Source organism: Streptomyces sp. NBC_00442 (genome assembly GCF_036014195.1).
Taxonomy (GTDB): Bacteria; Actinomycetota; Actinomycetes; order Streptomycetales; family Streptomycetaceae; genus Streptomyces.
Genome location: NZ_CP107918.1, coordinates 4,673,615 through 4,686,128 on the forward strand (window position 1 = coordinate 4,673,615; position 12,514 = coordinate 4,686,128).

Annotated in this window: 9 protein-coding genes; 5 read left to right on the plus strand and 4 right to left on the minus strand. The window is 73.2% G+C overall.

The window, feature by feature from the left end; all coding sequences use genetic code 11:
- Positions 1 to 161 precede the first annotated feature (161 nt).
- Positions 162 to 1,148: a DNA-3-methyladenine glycosylase family protein gene (locus OG432_RS20920; protein ID WP_328312485.1), complete on the plus strand. Its 987-nt coding sequence runs from the start codon at positions 162 to 164 to the stop codon at positions 1,146 to 1,148.
- A gap of 21 nt (positions 1,149 to 1,169) precedes the next feature.
- Here the strand turns inward: OG432_RS20920 and OG432_RS20925 are convergent, their stop codons facing one another.
- The 3 genes from OG432_RS20925 to OG432_RS20935 all read right to left on the minus strand — a co-directional run bounded on the left by OG432_RS20925 (position 1,170) and on the right by OG432_RS20935 (position 4,076).
- Positions 1,170 to 2,462, minus strand: a complete 1,293-nt coding sequence (locus tag OG432_RS20925) for a coenzyme F420-0:L-glutamate ligase (RefSeq protein WP_328312486.1) — start codon at positions 2,460 to 2,462, stop codon at positions 1,170 to 1,172.
- The gene (gene cofD, locus OG432_RS20930) at positions 2,459 to 3,415 is read right to left on the minus strand and encodes a 2-phospho-L-lactate transferase (protein ID WP_328312487.1); all 957 of its coding nucleotides are present in this window, start codon (positions 3,413 to 3,415) and stop codon (positions 2,459 to 2,461) included. The genes OG432_RS20925 and cofD overlap by 4 nt, the downstream gene beginning before the upstream one ends.
- A gap of 157 nt (positions 3,416 to 3,572) precedes the next feature.
- Positions 3,573 to 4,076 carry a cysteine dioxygenase gene (locus OG432_RS20935; protein ID WP_328312488.1) on the minus strand — a complete coding sequence of 168 codons (504 nt, stop codon included), beginning with the start codon at positions 4,074 to 4,076 and terminating at the stop codon, positions 3,573 to 3,575.
- Between the two features lie 729 nt (positions 4,077 to 4,805).
- Between OG432_RS20935 and OG432_RS20940 the strand changes: the two genes are divergently transcribed.
- The 3 genes from OG432_RS20940 (at position 4,806) to OG432_RS20950 (ending at position 11,104) form a co-directional block, all read left to right on the plus strand.
- The gene (locus OG432_RS20940) at positions 4,806 to 5,069 is read left to right on the plus strand and encodes a WhiB family transcriptional regulator (protein ID WP_267052898.1); all 264 of its coding nucleotides are present in this window, start codon (positions 4,806 to 4,808) and stop codon (positions 5,067 to 5,069) included.
- Positions 5,070 to 5,555: 486 nt separating this feature from the next.
- Positions 5,556 to 9,542, plus strand: coding sequence for a glycosyltransferase family 2 protein (locus tag OG432_RS20945; RefSeq protein ID WP_328312489.1), 3,987 nt, complete (start codon positions 5,556 to 5,558; stop codon positions 9,540 to 9,542).
- Positions 9,539 to 11,104, plus strand: coding sequence for a DUF5719 family protein (locus OG432_RS20950; RefSeq protein WP_328312490.1), 1,566 nt, complete (start codon positions 9,539 to 9,541; stop codon positions 11,102 to 11,104). The genes OG432_RS20945 and OG432_RS20950 overlap by 4 nt, the downstream gene beginning before the upstream one ends.
- Before the next feature lie 102 nt (positions 11,105 to 11,206).
- Here the strand turns inward: OG432_RS20950 and OG432_RS20955 are convergent, their stop codons facing one another.
- Positions 11,207 to 11,797, minus strand: a complete 591-nt coding sequence (locus OG432_RS20955) for a metallopeptidase family protein (protein ID WP_328312491.1) — start codon at positions 11,795 to 11,797, stop codon at positions 11,207 to 11,209.
- Between the two features lie 206 nt (positions 11,798 to 12,003).
- On the opposite strand from OG432_RS20955, the gene OG432_RS20960 reads away from it, so the two are divergent.
- Positions 12,004 to 12,423, plus strand: a complete 420-nt coding sequence (locus OG432_RS20960) for a DUF3499 domain-containing protein (RefSeq protein WP_328315182.1) — start codon at positions 12,004 to 12,006, stop codon at positions 12,421 to 12,423.
- The last annotated feature ends 91 nt before the right edge of the window (positions 12,424 to 12,514 follow it).

The window sequence follows — 12,514 nt, forward strand, 5'->3', positions numbered from 1 at the left end:
AGTTTGAGGACGAGCGCCCTTTAGGCGCGAACGGGGTCTGGGGCGGAGCCCCAGGACACGGATCTCGGGCCACTCTCACCCCCGGAGGGTCTCGGGGAGGGGCGGGGCGGGGCGAGGAACCCGTACCCTCGAAGGACAGCCCACCCCCGAGGATCCCACCCGTGGCAGGACGATTCAGCCCCCGCACACCCACCCCCGGCCACCCCCGACGCGCGAGCGCCCCCGCACCCCGCCCGGCCGGGCGGACACGCGTGTGGGCCGCCACCAAGGGGCCGCTCGACCTCGCCCTCACTCTCGGCCCCCTCAGGCGCGGCCCCGGTGACCCCACCTACCGCACCACCCCCGACGGCGCGGTGTGGCGCACCTCCCGCACCCCCGCCGGCCCCGCCACCCTTCGCCTGACCGCCACCAAGGACACCGCGCACGCCGAGGCCTGGGGCGAGGGCGCGGAGTGGATGCTCGACCAACTCCCGGCGATGCTGGGGGAGTTGGACGATCCGGAGGCGTTCGAGCCCCGCCACCGCCTCGTTGCCGAGACCCACCGCAGACACCCCGGCCTGCGCCTGACCCGTACCGGCCTGGTCCTGGAGTCCCTGATCCCGTCCGTCCTGGAGCAGAAGGTCACCGCGACGGAGGCGTACCGTGCCTGGCGGCTCCTGGTGCGCGGATTCGGCGAGCCCGCGCCGGGCGCCGCCCCCGAGGGCATGTACGTCATGCCCGACGCCAGGCGGTGGGCGATGATCCCGTCCTGGGAGTGGCACCGCGCGGGCGTCGACTCCAAGCGTTCGGACACCGTCATGCGCGCGGTGCGCGTGGCCCGCCGCATGGAGGAGGCCGCCGCGATGGAGCAGACGCAGGCCGCCGAGCGGCTTCGGCTCATCTCCGGCATCGGCCCCTGGACGGCCGCCGAAACCCTCCAACGGGCCATCGGCGCACCCGACTTGGTGACGGTCGGCGACCTTCACCTGCCCGGCATCATCGGCCATGCCCTCGCCGGCAACCGCCACGCCGACGACGCCGAGATGCTGGCCCTGCTCGAACCGTACGCGGGCCAGCGCCACCGGGCCGTCCGCCTGATCCTGCTCAGCGGACGCACCCCGCCGCGCCGGGCCCCGCGCTTCCAGCCGAACAACATCGCTGTGCTGTAAGGGAGTTGGGGCAAGTCCCGCTCAGCGCACCTCGATGAACGCCGACGCCTCGCGCCCCGGCCGCTCCCGCGGCGGCTGTGCCGCGTGCCCGACGGCCACCGCGCCCATCGGGTCCCAGCCGGCGGGCAGCCCGAGGACATCGCGTACGACATCGCGGCAGAACATCGTCGAGGACACCCACGCCGAGCCGAGCCGCTCGCCCGCGAGGGCCACCAGGAAGTTCTGTACGCCCGCGCCCATCGCGACGACGAACATCTCGCGCTCGGCACCGTCGCGGCGGGCGTCCCCATAGCTGTGCGAGCCGTCCATCACCAGGCAGGGCACCACCAAGTACGGTGCGGCGCGCAGGACTTCGCCCCGGGCGACCCGCTTGGCGATCGACTCCTCGGACTTGCCGTCGCGGCGCAGGTCCGCGATCCACGCGTCCCGCATCGCGTCGAGCAGCCGGGTGCGGGACTCCGCCGATTCGAGCAGCACGAACCGCCAGGGCGTCGTGTGGTGCGGGGCCGGCGCGGTCACCGCTGCCGCCACCGCGCGCCGCACCGCTCCGGGGTCGACCGGCTCGCCCGTGAAGGCCCGTACCGTACGCCGCTGGGTGACCGCCTCCCGTACCGCCTCGGAGGTGCCGAGACGGAACATGTCGTCGACGGCCGAGCGGACCATCTCGCGGGCCGAACCCTCGCCCGCGAGGTGCGCGAGGCCGCGGACCACGGCGACCGGAAGGCCGCCCGCCTTGCCCTTCACGAGGTCACCGGCGGCGGCCAGTTCGTCGGCGAGCGAGATCACCGTGGCGCTCAGCGGGTTGCCGTGCGCGTCGGTGCCGCCGCGCAGGTCGTCGAGGACGCGTACGCCACTGGCGCCGATCGCCACATCGGTGAGGCCGTTGCGCCACGGCCGCCCGAAGGTGTCCGTGACGATGACGCCGACCTCGACGCCGAGCGCGTCACGCAGCCCGGCGCGGATCGCGGCCGCCGAGGTGTCCGGATCCTCGGGCAGCAACAGGACGGTGCCGGCCGGGGTGTTGGAGGCGTCCACGCCGGCCGCCGCCATCACCAGGCCCTGCCGGTTCTCGACGATGCGCAGGGCGCCGCGCCGCGCGACCACCCGTACCGTCTCGGCGTCGATGGCCGCCTCGCGGTCGGTGGCCTCGGTGATCCGGCCCTCCGCCTTGGAGACGATCTTCGAGGTGACGAGCAGGATGTCGCCGTCGGCGAGGCCCGGCTCGGCGGCGGCGATCAGCTTGGCGAGGTCGTCGCCCGCCTGCACCTCGGGCAGGCCCGGCAGCGCCCACACCCGGAAGGAAGCGGGGCTCACGCGCGGACCTCCTCCGCGAGCGTGAGGGCCTCGCGGGCCATCGCGGCCGTCGTCTCCAGGTCGGTCATCATCAACGGCACCGCACGACAGCGGATGCCCGCCTCCTCGACGCGGGCCGTCGAGCCCGCGTCCACGGTGTCGACGAGCCAGCCGTCGAGCAGCCCCGAGCCGTAGTGCTCGGCGACCGCCGCCGCCGTGGACTCCACGCCGACCGCCGCGAGCACCTTGTCGGCCATGCCACGCACCGGGGCGTCGCCGACGATGGGGGAGAGGCCGACCACCGGCACGCCCGCCTCGGCGATCGCCTCGCGGATGCCGGGCACGGCCAGGATGGTGCCGACCGAGACGACCGGGTTGGACGGCGGGAAGAGGATGACGTCGGCCGTGGCGATGGCTTCGAGGACGCCCGGCGCGGGCTTGGCCTGCTCGGCGCCGACCGGGACCACGGCCTGCGCGTCCACGGAGGCGCGCAGCCTCACCCAGTACTCCTGGAAGTGGATCGCCTTGCGTTCGCCGTCCACGTCCACGGCCACGTGGGTCTCGATGCGGTCGTCGGACATCGGGATGAGGCGGACGCCGGGCTGCCAGCGAGCGCACAGCGCCTCGGTGACGGCGCTCAGCGGGTAGCCCGCGCCGAGCATCTGCGTACGGACGATGTGGGTGGCGAAGTCGCGGTCGCCGAGCCCGAACCACTCGGGCCCCACCCCGTACGCCGCGAGCTCCTCCTTGACCTTGAAGGTCTCGTCGGTGCGCCCCCAGCCCTGCTCCTCGTTGATCCCGCCGCCCAGGGTGTACATCACGGTGTCGAGGTCGGGGCAGACCTTGAGGCCGAACAGATGGATGTCGTCACCGGTGTTGCCGATGACGGTGATGTCCGCGTCGGGGGCGGCGGACTTGAGACCACGGAGGAAGCGGGCACCACCGATGCCGCCTGCCAGAACCACAATGCGCATGCAGACAGTCTGTCAGGCGAAGCCTGTCTGTTGAGGGGTGGTGGGGGGCGACGGGTGGGGCTGTCAGGCGAAGCCTGTCTGTTGAGGGGTGGTGGGGGGCGACGGGTGGGGCTGTCAGGCGAAGCCTGTCTGTTGAGGGGGTGGTGGTGGGGGGCCGTCAGGCGGGGACGGCATCCTGGGCCGCCGGGGCAGACTGGCTCGGGTGCATCGGCATGTCGGTGAGGCCCGGATAGTAGACGTGCAGGCTGACGGCCGGTTCGAGGGAGTCGTTGGCGACCTCGTGCACATAGCCCGGCGCGAAGACCCGCGTGGACCCGGCGGCCAGGGTGCGCGACCCGCGCTCGGTGCGCTCGGTCAACGCGCCGCTCAGGACGGTCAGTACGCCCGAGGACGCGCCGTGGTCGTGGACGCCGCTGCCCTGACCGGGGACCCAGGACAGCAGCCAGACCTCGTAGCCGGGCCCCGTGCGCAGCCGGTGGTACCAGCGGGAGGCCGCGTCGTACTGGACGAGAGGGGCCCACTGGGAGCGGTCGGCGGCGATGGAGCGGGCCAGGCCGGCGAATTCGGCGACGGTGACCGGGTGCTCGCGGGCGGGCTGCAGGAGGTGCTGGACCTCCAGGATGTCGCCGGCGATCTGCAGGTCGCTGTGGCTGCTGTTCATGGTGCGGGGGTTCCTCGGCGGGAGTGCTGGGGTGTCGCAGGTGGGGGGTCTCGCGGAGGCGGAGACGGCGGCCGCCCGGACGCGTGGCGTCTCAGGGGAGGCGGGGGGAGAAGCTGGATCGCACGTGAGGCAAGCGGTGCGGGATCAACAGCTGGAACAGCAGCAGCGCGCCTGGACAGCGCTGCGGAACCCACGGATGTGGGGCGCTCGGTGCGCTGCGGTCACTGACATGCGATCCAGGAGACCGAACCGGTGGGGGTGTTGTCAACCCAATGACCGATTTGGCGGCAATGTTTCACCTTATCCGGTTACTGGGGCCGGAGAAAGGTTTGTGCAGTCGCGGGGAGGGAGATGTGGCGCAGCAGGTGTGCAATCAAACACCGCTGCCTTCTCGTGATCTGAATGTGATCCGGGCCGCTTTCTGGGTACGGGCGCAACAAGATCCATATTCGTCTCGTCCTCCTCTGTGATCGGACCGTGATCACAGTCGAGCGGGAGTCGAGTGGATCTGTGCGGAGAGGCGGTGGCGTGAGCCAGTGGCATGTGTCAGCTTTTTGGCGATTTGAACACTTTCCGCATAGCCTTGGTTCCGCAGAGTGAATACGGGGCCCAATAGCAGATCTCGGCTTGACTGGCCCGGATCCACGCACTTGTAATTTCACTCGTGTCGTTCGGCCGGATTCGGTAACGGCAACATCACGGGGCAGCAAAGACAGACGAGGGGCGCACATGACCGAGCTGTTTCAGGAACTGCTGGTCGACGAGGCCGAAGAGGAGCTCGGCTGGCAGGAGCGGGCCCTCTGCGCCCAGACCGACCCCGAGTCCTTCTTCCCCGAGAAGGGCGGCTCCACCAGAGAGGCCAAGAAGGTCTGTCTCGCCTGCGAAGTCCGTTCCGAATGCCTTGAGTACGCACTCGCCAACGACGAGCGGTTCGGCATCTGGGGCGGCCTCTCCGAGCGTGAGCGCCGCCGTTTGAAGAAGGCGGCCATCTAGAGGCCATCTGGAGCGCGAAGACGGGCCCGAGCGGAGAGCCGGGCCTGCCGCTGGAGCCCGCGGGAGGGCTCACCCTCCGAGTCTGCGCGGACCCCCCGTTCGAGCCCAAGACGCAGGCATTCGAGCCCGTTCCGTAGAGGCAGGCGTTCGAGCCCCTGGAGGCAGGCGCTCTGGCCCGTTCCGTTGACGCGGGCGTTCGTGCCCTGGAGGCAGGCGTTCGAGCCCGCGGACGTTCGCCGTTCGTGTTCGACGAGGCCGTCGCCCGACCCCCGGCGGCCGGTGGGCGCTCAAACCGCCCAACTCCGTACACAACCAACGGTCCGCCGCCCGCGCCCCGTCCGCGGGCGGCGGACCGTCTGTGTGGCAGCCGTTAGTGTGGGGCGCTGTCCACGGCACTCCGGTCACGTCAGAGCCCGTCTCGCACCACCGGCCGCGCCGACCGCAGTTCGCACAGCAGCCTTCCGGGGCGGAGGGGCCCGTACCTCGATGTCCGTGCACAGCCAGTCGACGGCCCCGTACGAGGCGGCCGCGACACCCGAGTTCCCCCGGCACGTCGTCACCGCCGTCGTCGTCTCGCACGACGGCGCACGCTGGCTCCCCGACGTCCTGTCCGGCCTCCTGGGCCAGGAACGCCCCGTACAGAACGCGTACGCCGCCGACACCGGCAGCGCCGACGACTCCGCGCGCCTGGTCACCGAGGCGCTCGGCGCCGACCGTGTCCTGCACCTCGCCCGCCGCACCGGCTTCGGCGCCGCCGTCGAGGAGGCCGCCCGCACGGCGCCCGTGCTCGGCCCCGAGGAACTGACCTACCTCAAGCGCCCGAGCGGCTGGGACCCGGTCTCGCGCAGCTGGCGCGACGACAGCTACGACCTGCCCGAACTCCCGCACGGCGAGCCCGTGCAGTGGCTCTGGCTGCTCCACGACGACAGCGCGCCCGACGCCGGCGCGCTCGCCGAACTGCTCCGCGTCGCCGACTCCAACGCGCACGCCGCGATCGTGGGGCCCAAACTCCGCGGCTGGTACGACCGCAAACAGCTCCTCGAAGTCGGCGTCTCCATCGCCCACAGCGGACGCCGCTGGACCGGCCTCGACCGGCGCGAACAGGACCAGGGCCAGCACGACCAGGTCAGGCCCGTCCTGTCGGTGTCGTCGGCGGGCATGCTCATCCGCCGCGACGTGTGGGACGAACTCGGCGGCTTCGACCGCAGACTGCCCCTGATGCGCGACGACGTCGACCTGTGCTGGCGCGCCCACGCCGCCGGTCACACCGTCCTCGTCGCCCCCGACGCCACGGTCCGCCACGCCGAGGCGGCCGCCCGCGAACGCCGCACCGTCGACTGCGCGGGACGTTCCGTCGTCAACCCCCACCGGGTCGACAAGGCCGGCGCCGTCTACACCATGCTCGTCAACTCGCGTCCCGCGCTGCTCCCTTACGTGGTGCTGCGCATCGTGATCGGCACCCTGCTGCGCACCGTCGCCTACCTCGTGGGCAAGGTGCCGGGCCAGGCCGTCGACGAAGTCATGGGCCTCTTCGGCACCCTGCTGAGGCCCGGCCGGATCCTCGCCGGACGCAAGAAGCGAGGCAAGAGCGGCATCGAGGCGAGCGAGCTGCGTCCGCTCTTCCCGCCGCCCGGCGCCACCATCCGCGCCACCGTCGAATCGGTCGCCGCGAGCCTCGGCGCGGGCACCGAGGACACCGGCGGCTCCCGGCACGGCGCCGTCGAGTCGGGACCCGGCGGCGACGACGCCGACTTCCTGGAGATCGAGCAGTTCGCCCGCCTCAAGAAGGTCGCGCGCAAACCCGCTCCGGTCCTCTTCGCCCTCCTGCTCGTCGTCTCGCTGGTCGCCTGCCGCAACCTGCTCGGCTCCGGCTCGCTCATGGGCGGCGCCCTGCTGCCCGCGCCCGACCACATCGGCGACCTGTGGGGCCGCTACGCGGACGCCTGGCACCCCATCGGCGTAGGCGGCACCCAGACCGCGCCGCCCTACCTCGCGATCATCGCCGTGCTGTCCGCGCTCTGCTTCGGCTCCACCGGCTCCGCACTGACGCTGCTGCTCGTCTGCTCGGTCCCGCTGGCGGGGCTCACCGCCTACTTCGCCGCCCGCCCCCTCATCGCATCGCGCCAGCTGCGCTCCTGGGTGGCCATCGCCTACGCCTTCCTGCCCGCCGTCACCGGCGCGCTCGCCGCCGGCCGGGTCGGCACCGCCGTCCTCGCGGTCCTGCTGCCGCTGATCGCGCGGGCCGGGGCGTCCGCCGCCGGGTTCCGCGGCGACGGGGCCCGCGGCAGCTGGCGTGCCACCTGGACGTACGCGCTGCTCCTGACCGTCGCCATGGCGTTCACCCCCGTCGTGTGGCCCCTCGCCGCGCTGCTCGGCCTCGGCGTGCTCGCGCTGCGCCGCGCCGACATCACGGCGTACGGGCTGCGCTTCCTGGCCGCCGTCGGCACCCCGCTCCTGATGCTCGCGCCCTGGTCGCTCACCCTGCTCACCGGCCCGTCCGGCTTCCTGAAGGAAGCGGGCCTGGAGTACGGGGACGGCTCGGCCGGCGCGCTCGACCTGCTCGGCGCCGGGCCCGGCGGCCCCAAGACGGTCGGCGGGCTCGTGCTCATCGGGTTCGTTGGCGCGGCGCTCGCGGCCCTGCTGCGCTCGGAGCGCACCTTCGCGATCCGCACCGCCTGGGTGGTCGCGCTCACCGGGTTCTTCTTCGCGGCCCTGTCCAACCACAGCGCCTGGGCGGGCCCGGCGACCCTCGTGTACGGGCTCGCGCTGCTCGCCGCGGCCGCGCTCGGCGCCGAGTACGGCCGCACCCGGGTCGCGGGCCACGGCTTCGGATGGCGCCAGCCGGTCGCCGCCCTGATCGCGCTCGCCGCCGTGCTCGGCCCCGTGTACTCCGCCGCCCACTGGATGATCGGCGGCGCCGACGGCCCGCTGGAGCTGCGTGACCCGGTGCAGGTGCCGGCGTTCGTCGCCGAGGAGAGCGGCACCCGCGACCAGGCCCGCACCCTCGTCCTCGGCGGCACCTCGCCCGCCAAGGTCGCGTACACGCTGGTACGCGGCTCGGGCGGGCAGCTCGGTGACGCCGAACTCGCCGCGTCCGGCGGCGACGACACCCGGCTCGGCAAGGTCGTCTCCAACCTCGTCGCCGGCTCCGGCGCCGACCAGTCGAGCCAGCTCAGCGGATTCGCCGTGCGCTACGTACTGGTCCGTGACGGCGCCCCCCGCGCGTTCGCCCGCACCCTGGACTCCACGCCGGGCCTCAGCCGCCTCAGCCAGCTCGACGGCAGCGCGCTGTGGCGGGTGGACCGCCAGGTCGCCCGCGCCGTGATCGTGCCGGCGAAGGGCGGCGAGAGCCTCCCGGTCGCCGCCGACCCCGTCGACATCCACACCAAGGTCCCGGCCGGCGCGGCGGGCCGCGTCCTGCGCATCGCGGACGAGGCCGCCCCGGGCTGGACCGCGACGCTGGACGGCAGGACGCTCAAGAAGACCACCGTCGACGGCTGGGCCCAGGGGTTCGAACTCCCCGCCGACGCGGGCAGGCTCGACGTCACCTACGACGCGCCCTTCGTCCACACCCTGTGGATCTGGACCCAGTCCGCGCTCGCCGTCGTCCTGCTGGTGCTCGCCCTTCCGGGCCGCCGCCGCGAGATCGACGACGACCTGCCCGAGGCCGAGGCGGCGGCCGTCCCCGTCCCCGCGCAGGCCGTCGCGGGCGAAGGCCGCCGGGCCCGTAGGCTCCGCGCGCAGGCGGAGGCGGACCCCGAAACCCCGGCCGACGAGCAGCCCGGCCGGGCGGACCTCCCGCGGCAGCCGGCATACGGGGAGTGGGACGCGGCGCACTACGCCACCACCACCCCCTCCGACGCCGCGCAGCACGACGAGCAGGCGCAGCAGCAGTACGACCCGTACCAGCAGCAGTACGGCGCCTACCAGCAGTACCCGGAGAGCCAGTACCCGGAGGGCGGGTACCCGGAGGGCCAGTACCCCGAGGGTCAGTCCGCGCAGGACCCCTACCCCGGCCAGGGGTACCCCGAGCAGCCCTACCCCGGGCAGCCCTACCCTGAGGCCCCGCACGCCCAAGTGCCGGGCGCGGAAGGCCAGTTCGGCGCGGGGCAGTACGGCGAGGGCCAGTACGGCGAGGGCCAGTACGGTGACGGCCAGTACGGTGACGGCCGCCTCGGTGAGGGGCAGCACGCCGAGGCTCCGTACGCCGACGGGTCGTACGCCGAAGGGCCGTACCGTGACGGGCGGTTCAGCGAAGGCCAGTTCGGCGAGGGGCAGGCGCGGCCCCCCTACGACGCCTTCCACCAACCCCACGCCCACCAGCAACCGCACGCCCAACAGCAGCCGCAGGACGGCCCGTACGACCCGTACGGGTACGGATATCCGACCGAGCCGACCGAGCCGACCGAGCCGCCTGAGCAGCCCGAGCGGCCCGAGCGTCAGCCGCACCGCCCCGACGGGAGCCAGCAGTGAAGCGCACCACCCTCTCCCTCGCCGCGGGAGCGGTCGCGCTCGCCGCGCTGACCGGCTTCGCCTCGCTCACCGCGCCCGCGGGCACGGCGGACACCGGCGCCAAGACCCCGGCACGGCTGCCCGTCGAACGCTCCAGCCTGCTGTGCCCGGCGCCCAGCAACTCCGATCTCGCCCAGACCACGTACACGGCGTACACCCCCAAGGGCGCTGCGCAGGGCGCCTCGCAGGGCAAGCCGGGCACGGCGGTGCTGACCCCGGCGGTGCCGACACCGGCCGACGACGGTGGCACCCCGTCCGCCGACCCCGGCAAGGCCGGCAAGGACGGCAAGGGCAAGCAGCCGTCCGGCAAGCCCGCTTCCGGCAAGCCGGTCCTCGCCCTGAAGGAGCCCGGCACGCCGGCCGCCGCCACCGCGTCAGGCGCCGACGCGCCCGCGCTCACGGGCTCCGCCGACGGCCTCCTCGCCCCGGGCTGGGCCGCCCAGCAGACCACCCAGATCACCGGCGGGGTCGCACGCGCACTGCTCGGCACCAACTGCACCGCTCCGGACGCCGACTTCTGGTTCCCCGGCGCCTCCACGGCCAAGGACCGCCAGGACTACGTCCACCTGACCAACCCGGACGACACCGCGGCCGTCGCCGACATCGACCTCTTCGGCAAGGACGGCCCCGTCAAGGCCGACATCGGCGAGGGCATCACGATCCCCGCCAGGTCGAGCGTTCCCGTTCTCCTCTCCACTCTGACCGGCACGGTGGCCGACGATCTGACGGTGCACGTCACCACCCGGGCGGGGCGGGTCGGCGCGGTGGTCCAGGCCACGGACGCGAAGGCGGGCGCGGACTGGCTGCCCGCATCGGCGGAGCCGGCCGCATCCCAGGTGTTTCCCGGCATCCCGGGCGATGCCACCGACGTACGCCTGATCGTCCACGCCAAGGGCGCCGACGACGCGGACCTCAAGGTGAAGCTGGCGAGCAAGGGGGGCAGCTTCGCTCCTGCCGAACTCGACACCGTGCACGTGAAGTCGGGGATGACGGCGTCCTTCGATTTGAAGAACGTCACGAGAGGTGAGGCGGGTTCCCTGGTCCTCACACCAGATGCGGACGACGGCACTCCGGTCGTCGCTGCGCTCCGCGTGGTCCGCGGCACCGGCGACAAGCAGGAGATCGCCTTCATCCCGGCCGCAGGACCCGTCGGCACCCGGGCCACGGTCACCGACAACCGCGACAAGGCGTCCACCCTCGCCCTGACGGCCCCGGGCGCGAAGGACGCCACCGTGAAGGTCACCTCCTCCGCGGGTACCGAGGGCGGCGAGCCGCAGTCCAAGACGTACACGGTGAAGGCCGGCACCACGCTCGCCGTCGACCCGCCGGCCCCGGCCGGCCTCAAGGGGTCGTACGCGCTGACCGTGGAGCCCGATCCGGACGGCGGCCCGGTCTACGCCTCGCGCACGCTGGCCATCGCCCAGGACGGCGTTCCGATGTTCACGGTGCAGACGCTGACCGACGACAAGGGCACGGTCGCCGTGCCGGCCGCGTCCCAGGACCTCAGGGTCCTGGGCAAGTAGCGCGGGCGGGTCGGGCGGCCGGGTCAGGCAGGAGCAGCGGGAAGCAGGGCCGGTGAGAAGGGCGGGGCGGCGCGGCGGAAGCGGCACAGGGGCCGCGCCGGGTCACTCCTGGCCGTACCGCGGGTCGACCGACTCCGGCGCCAGACCGAGGAGTTCGGCCACCTGCTCGACGACGACCTCGTGGACGAGCAGGGCCCGCTCGTCCCGGTTCTTCGTACGGATCTCGACCGGCCTGCGATAGACCAGGATCCGGGCGGGCCGGTCCTTCCCCGCGGCGACGGCACGCCCGAGCGGCACCGCCTCGTCGCTCCACGCCGCCGAGTCCCCGTCGTCGTTCCCCGCGCCGGGAGACTCCTTGAACGGCACGTCGGTGACCAGGAACTCCACCTCCTGGAGCTGCGGCCAGCGGCGCTCCAGGCGCTCCACGGAGTCGAGCACGAGATCGCGGAACGTCTCAGCCCTGCTGACCGAGAGCGGCACCTGGGGCGGCGCCACGGGTCCGCGCATGCCGCGGCCGTGCCGGTCGCGGCGCCGGGGGCCCGAGCGGGAACCAGTGGCTTCGCCGGTCCCTTCGCCAGTGCCTTCGCCAGTACCTACGCCGGTGCCTTCGGCCGAGTGGGAGCTGTCCATCACTGACGCAGCGTAGCCCTCCGGGGCAGGTTGCGATCGCGGTGACGGCCGGGAAGGCGCCATGTCGCGGGATGACGGTTCCGGTCCCGCATGAGAGCGGTTACCGGCCCGGCCAAGGCTGAGATTTCACCTACTTTGACCGAATCGTTCCCAAGTGGCGCCCGCCAGAAGGCCGGTCACCACCGGCCACCCCCTGTTCCCCTGCAGGTCAGCGCAGTTGCTCAGCGGGCCCCTGTGCCCGAGCTCACACCGCGACACGGGGGAGTGAGCTGGGGGAGAGTCGTCGCGGCCCGGTCAAGAGTGAGGTACCGTCCAACGTCGTGAGCCCTGTACGTCGCTGTTCGCGCACCGCGTGCGGTCGCCCTGCCGTCGCGACGCTGACGTACGTCTACGCGGACTCGACCGCAGTCCTCGGTCCGCTCGCCACCTACGCCGAACCCCACTGCTACGACCTGTGCGCCGAGCACAGCGAGCGCCTGACCGCGCCCCGAGGCTGGGAGGTCGTCCGCCTGACGGACGGCTCCGCTCCGGCGCGCCCCAGCGGCGACGATCTGGAAGCGCTTGCCAACGCCGTACGGGAAGCGGCCCGCCCCCAGGAGCGTGCCGCGGAGGCCGGGGGCCGTTCGGCCGACCCGGTCGAGGTCGGCCGCCGCGGGCACCTGCGCGTCCTGCGCTCGCCGGAATCCTGACGACGCATCCCGGCCATCCCGGCCATCGCAGCAGCCGCTCATCCCGGCACACCCTCGCGCACCTCGGCACATCGCGGTACCCGCTCATCCC